22 protein-coding genes and 1 tRNA gene are annotated in these 20283 nt (G+C 62.1%); 19 read left to right on the forward strand and 4 right to left on the reverse strand.

Going from position 1 to position 20283, the window contains the following annotated elements:
- Positions 1-107: 107 nt before the first annotated feature.
- The 5 genes from ACLB1G_RS15720 (at position 108) to ACLB1G_RS15740 (ending at position 7376) form a co-directional block, all read left to right on the forward strand.
- Positions 108-1307 carry an efflux RND transporter periplasmic adaptor subunit gene (locus tag ACLB1G_RS15720; RefSeq protein ID WP_491628161.1) on the forward strand — a complete coding sequence of 400 codons (1200 nt, stop codon included), beginning with the start codon at positions 108-110 and terminating at the stop codon, positions 1305-1307.
- A gap of 15 nt (positions 1308-1322) precedes the next feature.
- The gene (locus ACLB1G_RS15725; RefSeq protein ID WP_491628162.1) at positions 1323-4460 is read left to right on the forward strand and encodes an efflux RND transporter permease subunit; all 3138 of its coding nucleotides are present in this window, start codon (positions 1323-1325) and stop codon (positions 4458-4460) included.
- Between the two features lie 2 nt (positions 4461-4462).
- A complete protein-coding gene (gene adeC, locus ACLB1G_RS15730) occupies positions 4463-5911 on the forward strand; it encodes an AdeC/AdeK/OprM family multidrug efflux complex outer membrane factor (protein ID WP_491628163.1) in 1449 nt (482 codons plus the stop codon).
- 77 nt (positions 5912-5988) lie between these two features.
- Positions 5989-6600 (forward strand): TetR/AcrR family transcriptional regulator, encoded by a 612-nt coding sequence (locus tag ACLB1G_RS15735; protein WP_491628164.1) that lies wholly within the window; start codon positions 5989-5991, stop codon positions 6598-6600.
- A 68-nt stretch (positions 6601-6668) separates the two neighbouring features.
- Positions 6669-7376 (forward strand): fumarylacetoacetate hydrolase family protein, encoded by a 708-nt coding sequence (locus ACLB1G_RS15740; protein ID WP_491628165.1) that lies wholly within the window; start codon positions 6669-6671, stop codon positions 7374-7376.
- Between the two features lie 49 nt (positions 7377-7425).
- Here ACLB1G_RS15740 and ACLB1G_RS15745 read toward each other — a convergent pair whose 3' ends face one another.
- Entirely contained in the window at positions 7426-8268 is an 843-nt protein-coding gene (locus ACLB1G_RS15745; protein ID WP_491628166.1) for an SIR2 family NAD-dependent protein deacylase, read from the reverse strand.
- A gap of 81 nt (positions 8269-8349) precedes the next feature.
- Here ACLB1G_RS15745 and ACLB1G_RS15750 point away from each other — a divergent pair.
- Positions 8350-8426, forward strand: a tRNA-Pro gene (locus tag ACLB1G_RS15750).
- Between the two features lie 406 nt (positions 8427-8832).
- Here ACLB1G_RS15750 and ACLB1G_RS15755 read toward each other — a convergent pair.
- The 3 genes from ACLB1G_RS15755 to ACLB1G_RS15765 form a co-directional block, all read right to left on the reverse strand.
- Positions 8833-9129, reverse strand: a complete 297-nt coding sequence (locus ACLB1G_RS15755) for a helix-turn-helix transcriptional regulator (RefSeq protein WP_491628167.1) — start codon at positions 9127-9129, stop codon at positions 8833-8835.
- A gap of 21 nt (positions 9130-9150) precedes the next feature.
- Positions 9151-9516, reverse strand: a complete 366-nt coding sequence (locus ACLB1G_RS15760; protein WP_491628168.1) for a hypothetical protein — start codon at positions 9514-9516, stop codon at positions 9151-9153.
- 392 nt (positions 9517-9908) lie between these two features.
- Entirely contained in the window at positions 9909-10079 is a 171-nt protein-coding gene (locus ACLB1G_RS15765) for a hypothetical protein (protein ID WP_491628169.1), read from the reverse strand.
- A gap of 270 nt (positions 10080-10349) precedes the next feature.
- Between ACLB1G_RS15765 and ACLB1G_RS15770 the strand changes: the two genes are divergently transcribed.
- The 13 genes from ACLB1G_RS15770 (at position 10350) to trbC (ending at position 20283) form a co-directional block, all read left to right on the forward strand.
- Entirely contained in the window at positions 10350-10793 is a 444-nt protein-coding gene (locus ACLB1G_RS15770) for a hypothetical protein (protein WP_491628170.1), read from the forward strand.
- Between the two features lie 13 nt (positions 10794-10806).
- Entirely contained in the window at positions 10807-11448 is a 642-nt protein-coding gene (locus ACLB1G_RS15775) for a hypothetical protein (RefSeq protein ID WP_491628171.1), read from the forward strand.
- Complete coding sequence (locus tag ACLB1G_RS15780) at positions 11445-11960, forward strand: hypothetical protein (RefSeq protein ID WP_491628172.1); 516 nt, start codon at positions 11445-11447, stop codon at positions 11958-11960. Before ACLB1G_RS15775 ends, ACLB1G_RS15780 begins: the two co-directional genes overlap by 4 nt.
- Positions 11961-12818: 858 nt before the next feature.
- Positions 12819-13250 (forward strand): hypothetical protein, encoded by a 432-nt coding sequence (locus ACLB1G_RS15785; protein WP_491628173.1) that lies wholly within the window; start codon positions 12819-12821, stop codon positions 13248-13250.
- A 1-nt stretch (position 13251) separates the two neighbouring features.
- A complete protein-coding gene (locus tag ACLB1G_RS15790) occupies positions 13252-14145 on the forward strand; it encodes a ParB/RepB/Spo0J family partition protein (RefSeq protein ID WP_491628174.1) in 894 nt (297 codons plus the stop codon).
- An 81-nt stretch (positions 14146-14226) separates the two neighbouring features.
- The gene (locus ACLB1G_RS15795; RefSeq protein ID WP_491628175.1) at positions 14227-14553 is read left to right on the forward strand and encodes a hypothetical protein; all 327 of its coding nucleotides are present in this window, start codon (positions 14227-14229) and stop codon (positions 14551-14553) included.
- Complete coding sequence (locus tag ACLB1G_RS15800) at positions 14547-14975, forward strand: PIN domain-containing protein (protein ID WP_491628176.1); 429 nt, start codon at positions 14547-14549, stop codon at positions 14973-14975. The genes ACLB1G_RS15795 and ACLB1G_RS15800 overlap by 7 nt, the downstream gene beginning before the upstream one ends.
- A 159-nt stretch (positions 14976-15134) precedes the next feature.
- Positions 15135-15995, forward strand: coding sequence for a DNA-binding protein (locus ACLB1G_RS15805; RefSeq protein ID WP_491628177.1), 861 nt, complete (start codon positions 15135-15137; stop codon positions 15993-15995).
- Between the two features lie 27 nt (positions 15996-16022).
- The gene (locus ACLB1G_RS15810; protein ID WP_491628178.1) at positions 16023-16367 is read left to right on the forward strand and encodes a KfrB domain-containing protein; all 345 of its coding nucleotides are present in this window, start codon (positions 16023-16025) and stop codon (positions 16365-16367) included.
- 78 nt (positions 16368-16445) lie between these two features.
- Entirely contained in the window at positions 16446-16805 is a 360-nt protein-coding gene (locus ACLB1G_RS15815) for a transcriptional regulator (RefSeq protein ID WP_491628179.1), read from the forward strand.
- 1438 nt (positions 16806-18243) lie between these two features.
- Entirely contained in the window at positions 18244-18447 is a 204-nt protein-coding gene (locus tag ACLB1G_RS15820; protein WP_491628180.1) for a hypothetical protein, read from the forward strand.
- Between the two features lie 450 nt (positions 18448-18897).
- Positions 18898-19854: a P-type conjugative transfer ATPase TrbB gene (gene trbB / locus ACLB1G_RS15825; protein WP_491628181.1), complete on the forward strand. Its 957-nt coding sequence runs from the start codon at positions 18898-18900 to the stop codon at positions 19852-19854.
- 12 nt (positions 19855-19866) lie between these two features.
- Positions 19867-20283: a conjugal transfer system pilin TrbC gene (gene trbC / locus ACLB1G_RS15830; RefSeq protein ID WP_491628182.1), complete on the forward strand. Its 417-nt coding sequence runs from the start codon at positions 19867-19869 to the stop codon at positions 20281-20283.

A 20283-nucleotide genomic window follows, 5' to 3' on the forward strand; every position in this document is an offset into this window, starting at 1 on the left:
TGGGAATAAAAACTTGCTTGACAGTTTTAGAATGATCGTTCATTCTATCTCTTGTGACGGTCCCGAGATCGCCTCCGGACTCCCCAACACTTACAGAAAGCGCAATCATGAAAGCCAGTTTCTGCAAGCCGTCCCCGCGGACGGCCGGGACCCTGTTCCTGTTTTGCGCCGCCGCCCTCGGCGCCGGCTGCTCCAAAACCACGACCGAAGCACCTCACCAGCAGCAGGTGGCGGAAGTGGGCGTATACCAGGTCGCGCCCCAGGCGCTGCAGATGAGTACCGAACTGCCGGGCCGCACCTCCGCCTACCAGGTGGCGGAAGTGCGGCCCCAGGTCAGCGGCCTGGTCCAGAAGCGCCTGTTCACGGAAGGCGCCGACGTCAAGGCCGGCACCGCCCTGTACCAGATCGATGCGGCCACCTACCAGGCCAGCGCCAACTCCGCCAGGGCGGCGCTGGCCAAGGCCAAGGCCAACCTGCTGACCACCGGCCCCAAGGTGGCGCGCTACAAGGAGCTGCTGGCCATCGAAGGCGTCAGCCGCCAGGATTACGAGGACGCGGTGGCCGCCCATGAGCAGGCCAAGGCCGACGTCGACACTGCTGCCGCCGCCCTGCAGACGGCCGAGATCAACCTGCAGTACACCCACGTCAACGCCCCCATCAGCGGGCGCATCAGCCGCTCCACCGTGACCCCGGGCGCGCTGGTGACGGCCAACCAGACTACCGCGCTGACCACGGTGCAGCAGCTCGACCCCATCTACGTCGACCTGACCCAGTCCAGCGAAGACCTGCTGCGCTTGAAGCGCGAGCTCGATGGCGGCAGCCTGAAAAAGAATGGCCAGGCCAAGGTGACGCTGCTGCTGTCGGACGGCAGCAAGTACGCGCTGCCCGGCAAGCTGGAATTCTCGGACGTGACGGTCGATACCAGCACCGGCAACGTGACCCTGCGCGCGCTGTTCCCCAATCCGAAACACGACCTGTTGCCCGGCATGTTCGTGCGCGCCGTGGTCGATACCGGCCTCAATGAAGCCGCCATCGCCGTGCCGCAGCAGGGCGTGACCCGCAATGCCAAGGGCGAGGCCACGGCGCTGGTGCTGGGCAAGGATGGCAAGGTCGAGCAGCGCGTGCTGGTCACCGGCGGCACCCTGGGCGACAAGTGGCTGGTCAAGTCCGGCCTGGCCGCCGGCGACCAGGTGATCGTCGAAGGCCTGCAGAAAGTCAGGCCGGGCGCACCCGCAGTCGCCGCCAAGCCGGCCGCCGCCAACGCAAACAGCGCCCCCGGCGCCGCGCCCGCCCAGAGCGCCAACTGATCCCGGGAGAATTCCATGTCACGCTTCTTTATTGACCGCCCGATTTTCGCCTGGGTGGTCGCGATAGTGATCATGCTGGCCGGGGTGATGGCGATCACCGGCCTGCCGATCGCGCAGTACCCCAGCATTGCTCCGCCCTCGATCTCGATCACCGGTTCTTATCCGGGCGCCTCGGCCAAGACGGTGGAAGACGCCGTCACCCAGGTCATCGAACAGAAGATGAAGGGGATCGACGGCCTGCGCTACATGTCCTCGGCCAGCGACTCGACCGGTGGCATCAGCATCACGCTGACCTTCAAGAGCGGCACCAATCCGGACATCGCCCAGGTCCAGGTGCAGAACAAGCTGCAGCTGGCCACGCCGCTGCTGCCGACCGCCGTCACCCAGCAGGGCCTGGTGGTGGCCAAGGCCACCAAGAACTTCATGATGGTGCTGGGCTTCGTGTCCGAAGACGGCAGCATGAAGCAGAACGACCTGAACGACTATGTGGCGGCCAATGTGCTGGACCAGATCAGCCGCGTCGAAGGCGTGGGCGACGTCACCCAGTTCGGCAGCCAGTACGCCATGCGCATCTGGCTCGACCCGGCCAAGCTGCAAAGCTACCAGCTGACGCCGGCCGACGCGGTCGATGCCATCACGGCGCAGAACACGGAAGTGTCGGCCGGTGAGCTGGGCGGCGCGCCCGCCGTGCCGGGCCAGCAGCTGAACGCCACCGTGACGGCCCAGAGCCGCTTGCAGACCGCCGAGCAGTTCGGCGCCATCCTGCTCAAGACTAGCGCCAACGGCGCCACCGTGCATCTGCGCGACGTGGCCCGCATGGAGCTGGGCAGCGAGAGCTACAACATCGTGGCGCGCTACAACGGCAAGCCGGCCAGCGGCATGGCCATCAAGCTGGCCACCGGCGCCAACGCGCTCGATACCGCCAAGGCGGTGGAAGCGAAGATCGATGCGCTGAGCAAGCAGTTCCCGGCCGGGATGAAGGCGGTGGTGGCGTTCGACACCACGCCCTTCGTCAAGCTGTCCATCGAGGAAGTGATCAAGACCCTGGCCGAGGCCATCGTGCTGGTGTTCCTGGTGATGTATCTGTTCCTGCAGAACTTCCGCGCCACCCTGATCCCGACCATGGCGGTTCCGGTGGTGCTGCTGGGTACCTTCGGCGTGCTGTCGGTGCTGGGCTATTCGATCAACACCCTGACCATGTTCGCCATGGTGCTGGCCATCGGCCTGCTGGTGGACGACGCCATCGTGGTGGTGGAAAACGTCGAGCGCGTGATGACGGAAGAGGGCCTGACGCCGCTGGAAGCGACCCGCAAGTCCATGGGCCAGATTTCCGGCGCCCTGGTGGGTATCGCCATGGTGCTGTCGGCCGTGTTCGTGCCCATGGCCTTCTTCGGCGGATCGACCGGCGTGATCTACCGCCAGTTCTCGATCACCATCGTGTCCTCCATGGTGCTGTCGGTGCTGGTGGCGATGGTGTTCACCCCGGCCCTGTGCGCCACCCTGCTCAAGCAGGTGCCGAAAGGCCACCATGCCAAGGAGACCGGCTTCTTCGGCTGGTTCAACCGCACTTTCGACCGTGGCACCCTCAAGTACCAGGGCCTGGTCGGCACCCTGATCAACCGCGGCGGCCGTGCGCTGGTGGTGTACGCCGTGATCGTGGCCGCCATGGCGCTGGGCTTCCTGCGCCTGCCAACCTCGTTCCTGCCGGCCGAGGACCAGGGCATGGCCTTTTCCCAGGTGCTGCTGCCCACCGGCGCCACCCAGGAGCGCACCCTCAAGGTGATCGAGAAGCTGGAGCACCAGTTCCTGGTCAACGAGAAGGACTCCGTGCAGTCGGTGTTCTCGGTGGCCGGCTTCAGCTTCGGCGGCAACGGCCAGAATGCCGGCATGGCCTTCGTGCGCCTGAAGGACTGGAGCGAGCGCAAGGGCAAGGACCAGCGCGTGGACGCCATCGTCGGCCGCGCCATGGGCGCCTTCTCGCAGATCAAGGACGCCATGGTGTTCGCCTTCGCCCCGCCGGCCGTGATGGAACTCGGTAACGCCAGCGGCTTCGACCTGCAGCTGCAGGACGTGGGCGGCGTCGGCCACGAGGCCCTGATGAACGCCCGTAACATGATGCTGGGCATGGCGTCGCAAAACAAGCTGCTGATGGGCGTGCGTCCCAACGGCCAGGACGACACCCCGCAGTACAAGATCACCGTCGACCAGCAGAAAGCCATCGCGCTGGGCCTGAAGGTGGCCGACGTGAACAAGGTGCTCAGCACCGGCTGGGGCAGTGCCTACGTCAACGACTTCGTCGATCGCGGCCGCGTCAAGAAAGTCTACATCCAGGGCCAGGCCGATGCGCGCATGGTGCCGGAGGACCTGGGTAAGTGGTTCGTGCGTAATGCCGATGGCGAGATGGTGCCATTCTCCGCCTTCGCCACCGGCCAGTGGATCTATGCCTCGCCGCGCCTGGAGCGCTACAACGGCCTCGGTTCGGTCGAGATCCTGGGCCAGCCGGCGCCGGGCGTGAGCTCGGGCGTGGCCATGGCCGAAGTCGAGAAAATGGCGGCCAAGCTGCCGCCCGGCATAGGCTACGAGTGGACCGGCCTGTCGGTGGAGGAGCGCGACTCCGGGTCGCAAACCCCGCTGCTGTACTCGATCTCCATCCTGATCGTGTTCCTGTGCCTGGCCGCGCTGTATGAGAGCTGGTCGATCCCGTTCTCGGTCATGCTGGTGGTGCCGCTGGGCGTGGTGGGCACGGTGCTGGCCACCTTCGTGTTCAAGCTGTCCAACGACGTCTACTTCCAGGTGGGCCTGTTGACGGTGGTCGGCCTGGCCGCCAAGAACGCCATCCTGATCGTGGAATTCGCCAAGGAGCTGCAGGAGCAGGGCGTGGAGCTGAAACAGGCCACGCTGCAGGCAGTGCGCTTGCGCCTGCGTCCCATCCTGATGACCTCGATCGCCTTCGGCCTGGGCGTGCTGCCGCTGGCCATCAGCAGCGGCGCCGGTTCCGGCAGCCAGAACGCGATCGGCGTCGGGGTGCTGGGCGGTATGCTGTCGGCCACCTTCCTGGGCATTTTCTTTGTGCCGGTGTTCTTCGTGCTGGTGCGCGGCTTCTTCCGCCCCAAGCACGTCCCGGCCGCTAACGTAGCTACGGAGGCCCATTGATCATGGCGTATCCCATCCTGACCAAATCGCTGCTGGCGGCTGCCGCGCTGGCCGCGCTGGCCGGCTGCTCGCTGGCGCCGGTGTATGAGCGCCCGGCTGCGCCGGTAAGCCAGTCCTGGCCCAACGGCCCGTCCTACCAGGCGCCGGCCGGCGCCGCCGAGGCCAAGCCGGTGTCGCAAATCCTGTGGCGCGACTATTTCACCGACGACAAGCTGCGCCAGGTGATCGCGCTGGCGCTGGCCAACAACCGCGACCTGCGCGTCTCGGCCCTCAACATCGAAAAGGCGCGCGCCACCTATGCGGTGGACAGCGCCGGCCTGCTGCCGCACGTGTCGGCGGGCGTCAGCCAGAGCGCCGCGCGCACCCCGTCCACCATGACCGGCACCGGCCAGGCGGCCATCAGCCGCAGCTACAGCGGCGGCCTGTCGCTGTCGGCCTATGAGCTGGACTTCTTCGGCAAGGTGCGCAACCTGTCGGAGCAGGGCCTGCAGCTGTACCTGGGCACCGAGGAGGCGCGCCGCGCCCAACAGATCACGCTGGTGTCCGAAGTGGCCAACGCCTACCTGACCCTGGCGGCGGACCAGCACCGCCTCAAGCTGGCCCAGGACACGCTGAAAAGCCAGCAGACCACCTACGACCTGAGCAAGCGCCGCTTCGATGCCGGCGCCGCTTCCGGGGTCGACCTGTACGACGCCCGGACCACGGTGGAGTCGGCGCGCAACGACGTCGCCACCTACACCGCGACGGTGGCGCAGGACTTGAACGCGCTGGTGCTGCTGGTCGGCAGCGAGCTGCCTGCCGGCCTGCAGCCCGCGGCCGGCCTGGGCGCCGTCAGCCAGCTGCCTGCCATACCCTCCGGACTGCCGTCCGAGCTGCTGCAGTCGCGTCCCGACGTGCAGGAAGCCGAGCGCACCCTGCGCGCCGCCAACGCCAATATCGGCGTGGCGCGCGCCGCCTTCTTCCCCAGCATCTCGCTGACGGCCACCGGCGGCAGCGCCAGCAGCACGCTGTCCGGGCTGTTCAAGGCCGGTTCCTCGGCCTGGACCTTCGTGCCCAGCCTGACCCTGCCGCTGTTCGACCATGGCCAGAACCGCGCCAACCTGGATATCGCCAAGGCCGAGCGCGACATCGCCGTGGCCCAGTACGAGAAGGCGATACAGACCGCGTTCCGCGAAGTGGCGGACGCCCTGGCCACGCGCGGCACGCTGGACGAGCGCCTGGCCTCGCAACAGGCCCTGGTCGAGGCGGCGCAGAAGAGCTACGACCTGCACCAGGCCCGCTACCGGCAGGGCGCCGAATCCTACCTGACGGCGCTGGTCGCGCAGCGTTCGCTCTACAGCGCGCAGCAGGCGCTGATTTCGGCCCGGCTGGTCCAGTCCAGCAACGCCGTCACACTGTACAAGGTGCTGGGCGGCGGCTGGCAGCCGGAGCTGGCGCCGCCGCGCGGTTGATCATGGCGGCGGGCCGCGCGCCCGCCGCTATAATCCCGTGTTGAGCGACTACCCAGGCAAAACCAAGGACGACAACCATGAGCAGCATCGGCAGAAGGCACCAGGACCCGGAAAAGGCGCAGAACCGGCGCAACCAGGTATTGCAGGCGGCCTCCGTGTGCTTCGCGCGCAGCGGCTTCCACGGCGCCAGCATGGCGGAAATCTCGAAAGAGGCCGGCATGAGCGCGGGCCACATCTATAACTATTTCGACAGCAAGGAAGCCATCATCATGGCTTTCGTGGACATGGAGGCCGAGCATGTGATGAGCCAGGTGCGCGAGCTGGGCAGCCGCGCCGATCCGCTCCAGTCCATGATAGACGAGGCGCCGCGCCACATCGACGAAAGCCTGGATCCGCAATTCTTCCAGCTGCCCATGGAAATGTTCGCGGAAGCGGCGCGCAACCCCAAGATTGCCGCCGCCATGCGCGCGGCCGACGCCGTCACCACCGAGCACTTCCGGCCCATCATCAAGCGCGAGCGCGAAAAGCGCGGCCTGGCGGTGGACGATGAACTGCTGGACGGCCGCATCGACACCCTGGTCTCCCTGTTCCACGGCCTGCCGGTGCGCGCCCTGCACCGGCCGGAGATGAACCGCGCCGCCCTGGTGGAGGGCTACCGGGTGGCGCTGGCGGCGCTGCTGCTGACCTGAGCGCTTCCACCTGATTGCCCCGGCTGGAGTAAGATAGTCCGATCTCCCATCATGGACATCGGAGCATCATGACTTCCTACGTTATACCCGCCCACCAGGTCACCGGACTCCCGGTGGCCGGCACCAACGCCCTGTTCCCCGTGCGCCGCGTCTACTGCGTCGGCCGCAACTACGCCGCCCATGCGCGCGAGATGGGCTATGACCCGGACCGCGAGCCCCCATTCTTCTTCTGCAAGCCGAACGACGCCCAGGCCGTGATTGCCGTGCCTCCAGGGCAGACCGTGGAGCTGCCTTACCCTTCGCTGACCTCCAACCTGCACTACGAGTGCGAACTGGTGGTGGCTATCGGCAAGGGCGGCAGCAATATCGCGGTGGAGGATGCGGCCAGCCACATTTTCGGCTACGCGGTCGGCCTGGACATGACCCGGCGCGACCTGCAATTCAAGATGCGCGACGCCGGCCGGCCGTGGGAGATCGGCAAGGCCTTCGACTACTCTGCGCCCATAGGCCTGATCCAGCCGGCGGCGCAGGCGGGCAACATCAACCAGGCCGCCATCACGCTGGCGGTGGATGGCGTGACCCGGCAGTCGGCGACCATTGCGCACCTGATCTGGTCCGTGAGCGAAACCATCGCCAACCTGTCGACGCTGTTCCGGCTGGAGCCGGGCGATTTGATCTTCAGCGGCACGCCCGAAGGCGTGGGCGCCGTGGTGCGCGGCCAGACCCTGAGCGGCAAGGTGGAGGGGCTGGCCGGGATCACCATCAAGCTGGTGTAGGAGCCGCTACGGCGCCAACCGGCGCGTGGCTTGCGGCTTCCCGCCGCGCTTATGCCGTGGCGTTTCCCAGCGCGGCGGCGATGGCCTGCAGGGCCGCCGCCGATCCCACCGCCAGGCCGACGTCGCGCCGGTCCGCCACCTGCGGCTCGCGCGGATTGATGCGCACCAGCCGCCCGCCGTGGCGCAGGACGACCTGCTGGCTGAAGTGACGCACCGACGGGATGGCCGTGCCGGCGCCCAGTTCGATCACCAGCGGACGTTGCGCTTGCCGCAGCAGGGCCGCCAGGCGCGCTTGCTGGGCGGCGGCGCGCTGCTCCAGCCATTCCCCGTCGCCGAACATCAGGATGTTGGGCCGCGCCAGGCCGCCGCAGTGCGGGCAGGCGGGCGGCGGGTTGAGCAAACGGCAGGCCGCCGTGTCGATCTGCGGCTGGAAGCCGTCCGCCGCCCAGATATCGTCGCCGCATGGCTGCATGCATTGCAGGTGGTGAATGGAGCCATGGCATTCCAGGATACGGGCCGGGTCGTAGCCGGCTTGCTGGAATTGGCCGTCCACGTTGCTGGTGTAGACGCCATAGCCGTGCGGCATGCGCTCTCCCCAGGCCTTGAGCAGGGCGAAGCCGGCATGCGGGACAGTGTCGCGGTACAGTTGCAGGCGGTGGCCATAAAAGCCCCAGGCCAGGGCGGGATTTTCCCGGAAAGTCGCGGGCGAGGCCACGGTGGCGAAGTCCATGCGGGCGTGGCCCAGTGCGGGGTAGGCCTGCCAGAAACCCTGGTTGCCGCGAAAGTCGGGCAGGCCGGAGTCCACGCCCATGCCGGCGCCGGCGGCGATGAACAGGGCGTCGGCATCCTGCAGCAGCGCGGCCGCGCGGGCGATGTCGGATGAGGTTTGCATGCACCCATGATAGCGATGAAATGATTGCTCAATCAACTATGGCAAAACCCCAAATGGGCTGCTATAATACGTGCCTTCAGTCGGGGCGTAGCGCAGCCTGGTAGCGTACTTGCATGGGGTGCAAGGGGTCGTGTGTTCGAATCACACCGTCCCGACCAATAGAATCAAAGACTTAGGCCAACCGTTGAGGTTGGCCTTTTTCTTTTTTCGGCTCCGTGCCTTAACCGTGCCTTAAATATTTTTGGACTCCACGGGACCGGCCTGGGCAACAGCGGATACAACACCGCCAAGTCCCGTCTCTTCTTTGCAGGTGTGTGGGGACTGGTTCGCCGGTTCGGCCGGGCAGGTTCCATGCTCGTCCGCGATCCGGCCGAGAACATTCCAATCGGGAGAATTTGAGATCGCGCGTGCTTGCGGCGCGCGTGCCGCGATGTGCGCGCAGCGCCGGGGAGGTCGCGGTGAGCTGGCGGCTCCCCAGCGTGGGGAAGGGCTTGCGGCAATGCCGGATTGCCGCTACTGCGAACGAGGGCGATGCTGGCTGCGACGTGAGGGGATGGACCCGGCTTACCTGGAGCGCGTAGTGGTGATGCGGCCTTCGGCCCAAATCAGAATCTCGCTTAGGACCCACGCGGACGTGCGCTCGCCCAGCTTCACGGGCGCTGGAAATTCGCCCTTTTTGACCGCATCGTAAATGCTGCTGCGCGACTTGCCGCACATGGCCATCACGTCCCGTATCCGCAGGAAGCGGAACTCGGTGTTCTGTGCGCGCCGGTCAGTCCCATGGTCTGTCAAGAGCGCGCAGCGTCGGTCAGGAATCCGCCGCTCGCCTGGAGGCCGTGGGGCGTTAGTAGTGGTGTCCATAGGATCTCTCCCAGCGTACCGTCAGGACGCTGCCAGGCCAGCGACGACATGCTGGCCACGACGCAGTTCATCCCGCACCACCAGCGCCTTGCGGTAGCCCTCATTGAACTGGCTCACGGCCCGCATCGGGATCTTCTCGCGGTGCGAGCGGGTATGCGGCTTCTCCGCCGCGTAGGCCGTGTGCACCGGCGTCATATCGCGCTCCAGCGCCACCACCAGGGCGTAGGGTTCGCCGTCCGAATGAAAGCTGAAGGTGCCGCCGGCGCCGGTCCGCAGCGCCTCGTCGATGGCCGCGCGCAGCTCCAGCAGCGCCACGCGGTCGCCGACGATGGCGCCCACTTCGTCCCAGCGCGATGCGCTCATCAGATGCAGCATGCGTTCGCTCATGATCGTCTCCTTGCGCGCGGTGCCGCCGCGCAGCCGGTATGTCGAAAGTGACGCCTTTAGTATGGATAAAGCGAACCCGGCAACCAAGCAAAAGGTGGCGGAAATATCGAATGGATCAATGCCATGCGGGGCTAATTTGCCGTACACCTTTAGCCGCTAAATCCCTCGCGGCGAGCCCGTTTGATGCACATCAAAGCCGAGGTGGCGGGCAGTGCAGGATGGGTGCGGTGGTCAGTAATTTCGGACACAGATGGGCACCTCGATTTACCGGCAATCTGAGTCGCACTGGATGAAATCGACGGCGCGAATGTGTAGCGCCTGCCTCTGCCCCGCCTCTTGTACGGAATCATTACTGCCGGACTACCGCTTCCTGTCCGGAAGGACCTCGTGCGTCAGAACGCCTCGAAACTGGGCTCCTTCAGGTAGCACAGGCGTCGTACGTTGTAGAACGCTGCTTCCATGGCGGCGAAATCACCATGCTGCTCCAGCCCTTGCAGCGTGTCGCCCAGTTTGGTCAGCGTGGCTCCGCGCTCCTGGGCGGCAAACAGGTTTGGTCTCGTCATGTCGTTGTCGTCATCGTGTTGGAATTCACATCATGCCATCACTGCCGGGGTTTTCGAGATGCCCAAACGTGCAGCACGGAGACCGAACGATATATGCAATCGCTCGGCCTCGGGCAGCTTCTAGCTGCACTCACACCCCAAATAATACCTCTACTATGTATCAAATTGTAGAATAAGGTAACGTAAAGTAAAAGATAGAAAAGTTACAATTCGTGAGATTCAAAACAAAAATGCAAACTACAATTAGCTAAAACTTGTCATAGGGACTATATGAAACGCCGTTATTTTTTAGAAAGAGCTACTGCTGTTGTGGCTTTATGCGTTATAGGCGCTAATGGGAAGGCTTTTGCAGATGGCATTCCAAAAACTGATATAGTTGAATTCAGTCATGGGGTTCATTTTGCGAGGCAGAGCGATGGAACGTGGAACATATGGGTGCGAGCTGCTGTACTCGGAAAGAAGCCTAGTCATGAGCTCCCCATAAAGCTGGAAATCGCAACTGATGAATTCTTTTCTGAAATAATAGATTCTTGGCAATTTGAATCTTTGTGGAAAAATTCTTTTATCGTAAGAACTAGTTATTCTCCAAAGAAAAATGATCGGGACCTTTATTTTAGATTTATAGTACTGCAAACAGCAGGGGTAACAAGAGCAGGTAAAAATGGAGAAAAGGAAATAATAAGTCCAATAGGCAAACTTGCGGCGACAGATTAAATTAGGAAAAACAATGGGCGCACCTGTTCAGTTAATAGTTGGATTGACCGCGAATTTTAATAATGTTGCCACGTTTATGGACAATTTGGTTACTGCGATCAATACACAACAAAACTTCACACTTACTAACTCGGTAGGACAGCTGATTGCTGTTGTAACTGCTGCAGAGAAAATTCTCCAACCCATATCAGTACAGGCCAATACTTTTGCAGCCGCGACTCAATTTTTGAGTATAATGGTTAAGATCCAAGAAGGAAAAAAAATTGAAAAGGCGGATGTATTGACATTGGCTGGAAACGTCCTCGGGGTTGTTGGACAAATTGCAATTATGGCTGACGCGCCGGTGGTGGGCGCGGTGGCAATAGGCGCAGGGGTGGTGGCAAGTCTTGCCTCAGTGGCGTATGGCGATAACTTATCTGCTCTATATGAATTTGTTTTGCGCAAGGCCAATGATTTTTGGGGGCAAAAAACTCCAGTGGTAATTATGATTCCACTGTGGTGGACCTTAGAAGATGTTCTTGCGACGCAGCAACAAATAATGTATGAAGGATTGACATTAGGTGCATTTAATTATGACGTCGGCGAACCTATGGCTTGCCCTGCCTCCCTTATATCATGGGAACCAGATGATGGAGTAATCACAATACCGCCATGAATTCTCAATTTTTCTCGAAACGTCATGCAAATCAGCATCGAATCATTATCTTGATTGGTTTGTTATTTTTATGTTATGCTGGAATTAGGCTATGGGAAAAATGGCATTTACAAAATTGGCACCGTACAATTGCAATACTGCAAGAAAGCAAAATAGATCGACGTGAAGGGCGAGGTCCACATTACTGCCTTAATGTTAAATATGATTATATGGTCAACGGTGTAACGTATGAAGGTGTTTCGACAAGCCCGATGACCGTGACTGATGAGTCATGTCGCTCGAATAGGGATGACGCAGTTGAGTTGATGATTGAAGCGAGACAGCAAAATCCATTTTTTATTTACTATGACGCCCAGAATCCTTCCAATTCCGCGTGGAGGCTAGAAGCGGTTAATTCGTTCGATATCTTGTTGCTAGCCATTGGTTTTTTTGTGTTGATATTAGGCGCCGTAGTTTTACCTAGGTTCCAAATCGATGTGTATAAGCTTTTGACGGCATTAGGAAGGCGCTGAATTCGCTGATTTTTATCGGGTCACCTCGATTAACAGATAGTCTAAATCGCGCTTGAGTAAAAACGATGTTCTAAAGCATGGCGTACCTCGAAAAACCTCGGCATGGGTGGCTTGGTGTAGGCCCATCAACAATGACGACAGGGCACCTCGATTTACCGGCAATCTGAGCCGCACTCGATGAAATCGACGGCGCGAATGTGTAGCGCCTGCCTCTGCCCGCCTCTTGTGCGGAATCTTTCCTGCCGGACCTCCGTTTCCTGTGCGGATGGACCTCGTGAGTCAGAACGCCTCGAAACTGGCCTCCTTCAGGTAGCACAGGCGTCGCAAGTTGTAGAACGCTGACTCCATTGCTGCGAAATCAACATGCCGCTCCAGCCCTTGCAGCGAGTCGCCCAGCTTGGTCAGCTTGGCTTCGCGCTCTGGTCGGCAAACAGGTTTGGTCTCGTCATGGCGTTGTCGTCATCGTGGTGGAAATCACATCATGCCATCACTGCCGGGGTTTTTCGAGGTGCCCTACACTTCCTTAGAGTCAAGCGCTGCATTGACGGCATGCTAAGGCGCGCCTTACGCCTTCCGAGTGGCCGTGTACAGTTCGAGCGGCGCCAAGCGGTCGCCGACGATGGCGCCCAGTTCGTCCCAGCGCGATGCGCTCATCAGATGCAGCATGCGTTCGCTCATGACCGTCTCCTTGCACGCGGTGCCGCCGCGCAGCCGGTATGTCGAAAGTGGCGTCTTTAGTACGGATAAAGCGAACCCGGCGACCAAGCAAAAGGTGGCGGAAATATCGAATGGATCAATGCCATGCGGGGCTAATTTGACGTACACCTTTAGCCGCTAAATCCCTCGCGGCGAGCCCGTTTGACGCACATCAAAGCCGAGGCGGCGGAGCAGGGCAGGATGGCGGTAGCTGGCGATCCAGCGCAGGAGGCCGACATGGCGCGCATCATCCAATTCCCCAAGATCCACCCCGCCTACCGCGCCCTCAAGCGGCCCGCCCACGGGCCTGTCGTACAACCCTCCGGAGATGAGATGGACTGGCTGGACTATGTGCTCGTGCTGCTCTCGCTACCCTGCGTGGTCATCATCGTCCTCGCTCTGTGTCTCGGTCCGCTGCTGCCGCTGGCGCTGCTGATCGACGTCATCGTGCAGGTGGTGCGCATCCATGGTGGCGGCATGGCAGCGCTCCATGGCTGGCTGCACCTGGGCGCCCTGGTGGCGGTGCCGGGCATACCGGCGCTCTTCGCCATCCGGTCCGATTTGCGCGAACAACGCGCCAAACGCAGGCGCTGACATGGACGCACCGCTTCCCGCCGAACCAGGCGCGCCGCTGCAACTGCCGCTGGACGCCATCGACGAAGACCCACGCCAGCCGCGCGGTCCGGACAATCCAGGCTTCGCCCCCGACAGCCTGGCGGAACTGGCCGATGCGATCCGCCGCCGTGGCGTCAAGACCCCGATCTCGGTGCGCCTTCATCCGGGCCAGCCTGGCCGCTACCTGATCAACCATGGGGCCCGCCGCTACCGCGCCTCGCGCCTGGCCGGCCGCCGCTTCATTCCTGCCTTCATCGACAACGACTACCACGAGGCCGACCAGGTGGTGGAGAACCTGCAGCGCAACGAGCTGACCGCGCGCGAGATTGCCGACTACATCGGCCGCGAACTGGCGCGCGGGCTGCGGCGCAAGGAGATCGCGCAGCGCATCAGCAAATCTGCCGCCTACGTTACCCAGCATGCGGTGCTGCTGGACCTGCCCGATCCGATCGCCGCCGCGTTCAATACGGCCCGCGTGCGCGACGTCACCCTGGTCAATGAGCTGGTCCAAGCCTACAAGGCCGACGCACAGGTAGTGGACAGCTGGCTGGCCGAGCCGGCGCAGGAGATTACGCGCGGCACGGTGCGTCTGCTGCGCGAGTTCCTGACGGTCCAGGCCAACATCACCGCCGGCGCCGGTGAAGCAGTGGAAAGGGCGGGCGAAGATCAACCTGGCCAAGTTGAGCCGATGTTGCGGCAGCGACCCTTTTATGGCGTACTGCTGGCCCTACATGCTGGCAAGCTGTGTCAGCTCCTGCTGATGCGCCGCCCGTCCAGGGCCGCGCTGGCGTGGGTGCGCTACGCCGACGGCGCCGATGCGGAAATACCATTAGCCGAACTGGATCAGCTGCGGTGGCAGGAACCACTGGCCTGACGGTCCCGGTACTAGGTCTGAACTGGCGGGACGGGTAGCAAAAAAGGACTACACTACCACTTGATACGAAGGAGGTGCATCATGGTAAAGCCGCTGCAAGTCGATGTATCGCATAGTGACCGGGAATTGCTGGAGCGGGCTGTTCTTGAGCTGGACCCGTGCGCGGATACCGGCAACATGACGTCCAATGAATTGATCACCACGTTACTCAAGCACAATCCCCATCTTCAGTCCGCCCCGGTGCCGGTAGAGCCGGTTGAACCGCTCGACAATAGCCCGGAAGCAGTGGAGGCCCGCCGTGCCCACCGCGCCGCCGCCGTGCTACGCAGTTTCGGGATGTGGAAGGACGATCCGACCAAGCAGCAGGATGGGGTCGAGTTCCAAAAAGAATTACGCGCCAAATGGTAAAAGTACTCTTCGATACCAACATCCTGATCGATTACGTGCAGGGCCTGCCCGAGGCCAGGGCCGAGGTGGCCGGTTATGATGATGCCGTGATCAGCGTCATGAACTGGATGGAAACCTGCTGCCGGATGACCGCGCAGCAAAAGCAAGATTTCAGGATGGACCTGCTGTGCCTGGGCGTCCTTATCGCCCACACGAATGACGACATCATGGAGCGTGCCACCATCTATCGCGGCCAAAGCATCGCCGCCAGGGCGAAAGTGCCGATCCCCGACTATCTGATACGGGCCACAGCGGACTCCCAAGGGCGCGTCATCGTGACCCGCAACCCGGCCGACTTCGGCGGTGAGGGGCCGATGGTGCGCGTGCCCTACAAGCGCCATCCCAAGACCGGTGCCGCCTACGACGTCAAGCCTGTTCCCTGATTCCGCCACCGCGCCGGATGGTACAAACGCAGTACTGCCCCGAACGGTAATAAGAAGAATATTCCTCTTATTCTTCCTATTATTCTTATCGCCGTTATTTGATTCCGCACAAAGCCCATACGCGCAAGGAGAATAATATTCTTCTCATGGAGGTGCATCATGGCGACAGACAGCGAGATAGCAAAACGCATCCTGGCGGCGGCCGACAGCCTGTTCGAGCAGGGTGGCCAGTCCCAATTCCCCACTGTGGACGCCGTCCGCAAGGCGGCCCGTGTCAACATGAACGATGCCAGCGCTGTGATGAAGGAATGGCGCCGCAACCATCTGGCGCGGCGCCAGCCCGCACCCGTCCAACTGCCGCCGGCATTGGAGCAAGTCCACCGTAGCGCACTGGAACATTTGTGGGCAACTGCGCAAGACTTGGCCGGCCAACATCTCGCCAGCCTCAGCGCCGCCTGGGACACCGAGCGTGCCGAGTTCGAACACATGAATGCTGAAATGGCCGAGGCCTTTGAAGCGCAGGCGGGCGAGCTGGCCCAGGCCCGTCAGGCGTCGGACCTGCTCAAGCAACAGGCTGCCGACGCACAGGCGAGCGCCCAGCATTGCCGCCTGCTGCTGGAGTCCAGCCAGGCGAAGCTGGCCCAGGCAGAATCCCGTGCCAGCACGGAGGCGGCACGGGTGGCCGAGATCGAGCGCAGGGCGACGGATCTGCGGGCCGAACTGGACCGTGCGCATGCGTCCCTGGCCGAGCAGCGCCGCGTCGCCGCCGCGCTGGATGCCGAGCATGCCGCCGCACTAAGCGCCGCGAGGGAGAAGGGCGCTGCCGAACAGGCTGCGCTCGAGCAGCAACTGCAGGCCGCGCAGCACACCATCGCCGCGCTGCAACTGCGCGAAGCCACATTGCAAGGCGAGGTCGCCGCCGTCCGCGACGAATTCCACGGTTTGATACAGATCGTGTCCAGCGTCACTGGCAAGGGTGTGCGCGCCGCCAGCGGCTACAGTGAAAGCAAACGGCAATAATCACGCATTCGTGGAGAGACCACACCGATGACACAGCGGCTCTTGGTCATGAACGGGCAGCGCCTGCTGCAAAGCGAGCGCGATGGCGCCTGGACCACGGACAAGGTGGACAAGGCGGGCCAGATCAAGCCTGGCATCTACCGGCTCGATGCGGCGCAGACGGCGGATCAATCGAAATCCCACCTTGGCGTCATCGTCCATGTGGACAAACAATCTGTGTACCAGCAATCCGGCATGAGCCTGGTGCGCCACGATGCCGCCGCCTTCAGCCAGGCGCTGCAGATTGGCACTCCCGCGCGCATCGACTACGAGGGCGGCCGGGCTGCGGTCGCCCAGTCTGCACGCCAGGGTAGACACGGGCCGAAACGATGATCACAAACAGCGGCACGCTCGCTTGAGCCAGCTCAATAACTTCAGCGGATAAATCAGGGCGCACCTTACTGGACCACCGTGTACAACCAGATCTTCTTCACCAATGTGCTGCGCCTGCTTGACGAGCAGCACATGACCAAGAGCGAGCTGGCCGATAAGGCCGGCATTTCGGTGTCGTTCCTGTCCGACCTCACCAATGGCAAGGCCAATCCTTCGCTGAAGATCCTCGATGCGATCGCGCGCGCCCTGGGCACGGCCTTGCCCGCGCTGCTGGAAATCACCGACCTGGACGAAGCCACGCTCGGTGCGTTGATGGAAGGGCAGAATCCCACCAGCCTGCCCAGCGGCTACGTAAGAGTCACTGCCGTGCTGACGCCGTTCCAGGCATTCACGGTGCGGCGCTGGAATCAGGAAAACCGCAAGAAGCTCAAGCGCTAGCGGGCTGCTGAAATGCGGCGTCAAAGCCTCGCAGGGCGGTCTATTGAGGAGATCCCGAATTTCCCACCTGATCCGGAGCAGCGACGCGCGGTCTCGACACGCTCACCGAAAGCCTTTTCACGATGCGCAGGTGATGGCGCGGCCTGCGAAAAGTGCACCAGATGTTCGCGCTTACCTGGCCGCTTACCACCGGACGCCGGAAGCGCTTGCTGGGCAGGTCCGTCCAGCGCACTGACTTGGATTAAGCGCTAATCAGCTTGAAACCGCTTAAATAGTCCCTAGAAATCCCGCTGCGATGTAAGCCAGCTGCCACCGTCGTCTGATAGTGGCATAGGCCGGCGTCACGAGTATTTCAACAGGCTGGTAGTCGATGCCTTGGGCACTGCTATTCACTCTAGTTAGACAAAGCCCTCTGCCACAAGCCGGCCGCCTTGCGACGTAATTTCATGACGCTGCCCGGAACCCCCAACGACTCGACACCAGCTTTCAACAATTAGCTTGGCCTCGACCCCGGTGGCGTCGAGCCAATAATTGAACCCGCCATACATTCCCGGGACCGGGAACCACGTTTGAGGCCTATCCAGTTCCAGTAGCGGTTCCAGTTCCGGAAGCCTCAAGAAATGATTTGGAAGCTCGCGATCAATTCTCCCTCGAATAACGTTGTGGAAGTTGGACTGGATTTTCAATAACACGCCAGTTGGGACCTGATGGTTTAGCACAGGACTAAGAATCTCTCGTAGCTGATAGTGACCCTTCCTTTCGGCCACATCAAGGGCGCGCTCCCCGCGTGCATTCTGAAGTGTTCTCCATGCGCCAAGTTCTATAAGACGCCTTATTACCTCGGTAGACGCTCCAGCGTAGGCGGCCTGATGCAGGGGGGAATATAGCGCGCTCCCATCTGGCCGACAGGAGTTCACAAGTTCGCTATTTTCAGAGAGGATATCGAAAACCGTCGGCCACTCGTAGTCCCTCGCAGCATCAGCAAGTCGAATGCGAACACTCGCCGCGTCGTCGGATAATGCATCAGAGCGTATGACGCCGTCCCAAGTAACATCCATAGATAATCCGTCTTACTCGATTCAATTATTTTTTCGCTGGCGTGGTGTCAAGGAGGCATCGCACGGCACATCTGGCAGTTGTGCCAAGGCCGATGGCCCCTCCCACCGCTTCGTTTAAACCTGGGAATCTGCTTTTCGTAAATTTCATCGGGATAGTCCTGCACGCTTGCAGAAGTACCATCGTCAGTCTAATAGCTGAACGTGCCAATGTCCATTAGGCAATTTTTGGGCATTTCGCTAGAAGTCGGCAGTCGCGCTAGGAGACTGCTGAAATACCGTCGCGCAGCGTCGCTGGGCGGCGTACATTGTGCAGCAGCGTTTCGGCGTTTCAAACGAGGAAGTCGAAGACGCTATCTATTCCAGGGAGGCCATAGGCGGTTTTGGGCATCGGCTTGCCCGTCGACTCGGCGCCCAACGCGACGACGCCGCTCTACGTCCCGCGCCTGCTGGAACAGCGCAATTGGATCAAACGAATCTTCGACAAAATTAACTTCCATGCCAGCGATGGCTCAACGCTGCGCGAAAGGCATCATCTAGCCATTTTGGAAACTGTCAGCCGTCGACCGAACTGCTGCACGGCGTGATCGGCAAGGCCGGCAACTTGGCCGACGTCACCCCAGCATACGTGCCGCTGCATTGCCGCAAAAGGTCATCATGGGCGACGCCGAGCATCAGGATGTCGGCGAACGGCCGGCAGCGAAAATACCGATATCACCTGGCGCACATTCGTGCGGCCCGTTTGCACAAGACTCCCAAGAAGAAAACGTGGGCCGCGCCACCGAGAAGTGAAGCAGACAGACTAACGTGCGCCCCAAGGTCGAGCACTACTTCCATTATCGGCCCTGGATAAAATGACCCAGAAACAGATTTCCAAACAGTAGCTTTTCCTGATCTCAATAAACCCGGCGATTGGATTTGCGCTTGCTCAAACAACGCGCACATAGGCCCCGGCGAGCCCGTCAAACATAGCGATTGCGCTTTTCCGCTGTATCTAGCGTGCGCTAGATTGGTCCTCATCGAACTGGGGACCCATCATGGATATATCGGCCGATAACGAGGTGCAAGCACGCGCACAGCGCAAGCTGGAACGGGACATGGGACCCGTGCTGCTGGCCGCGCTGCACGATCCGCGCACCGTGGAAATCATGCTCAACGCCGACGGCCGCCTGTGGCAGGAACGGCTGGGCGAGACCATGCGCTGCATCGGCGCCCTGCGCGCGGCGCAAGGCGAGGCCGTGATCCGCACCGTCGCCAGCTGCCTGGGCAAGGCGGTCACCGCGACCATGCCCATCGTGGAAGGCGAGCTGCCGCTCGACGGCTCGCGCTTCGCCGGCCAGGTGCCGCCCGTCGTCGCGTCCCCCACCTTCGCCATCCGCAAGCGCGCCATTGCCGTCTTCACGCTGGACGACTATGTACGCGAAGAGATCATGTCGCCGCGTCATCGCGATGCCTTGCGCGACGCGGTGCGCCGCCACCGCAACATCCTGGTGAGCGGCGGCACCGGCTCCGGCAAGACCACGCTGGTAAACGCCATCATCGGCGAGATGGTGGCCTGCGATCCCCGTGAGCGCATCTGCATCATCGAGGATACCGGCGAGATCCAGTGCGCCGCCGAGAACTTCGTCCAGTACCACAGCACCGTGGAAGTGCCCATGAGCGCCCTGCTCAAAGTGATCCTGCGCATGCGGCCCGACCGCATCCTGGTCGGCGAAGTGCGGGGACTGGAAGCGCTCGACCTGCTCGACGCGTGGAACACCGGCCATGAAGGCGGCGCCGCCACCCTGCACGCCAACAATCCCTGGTCCGCGCTGACCCGCTTGAAATCACTCATCAGCCGCAACGACGCGGCGCCCACCCACATTGAACCGCTCATTGGTGAGGCGGTTCACCTGGTCGTCCACATCGCCCGCGTTCCCGAAGGCCGCCGTGTGCAGGAAGTCATCGAGCTGGCGGGCTATGAGGACGGCCGCTATCTCACCAAGACCATCTAGGAGGACCATGCCATGACTGCCTTTACCTGTTTTACCCCCGCGCGCATGCCACACATCCGGCGCGTGTGTTACCTGGCCCTCGCCATCCTGCTGCTGGCGGTACTGATCCCGCACAGCGCCATGGCGGCCGAGGGCACCGGCGGCTCGCTGCCGTATGAAACCTGGCTGACCAATCTGCGCAATTCCGTCACCGGTCCGGTGGCCTTTACTTTGTCCGTGGTCGGCATCGTCATCGCCGGCGGCGTGCTGATCTTCGGCGGCGACCTCAATGGCTTCTTCCGCACCATGGTGTTCCTGGTGCTGGTGATGGCCTTCCTGGTCGGCGCCCAGAACGTGATGAGCACCTTCTTCGGCCGTGGCGCGGAAGTGGCGGTCGCCTGCGATAGCGCCACCAACTGCGCACCGGAACTGGTGCGCGCGGGAGCCTGA

The organism is Duganella kummerowiae, assembly GCF_053572355.1.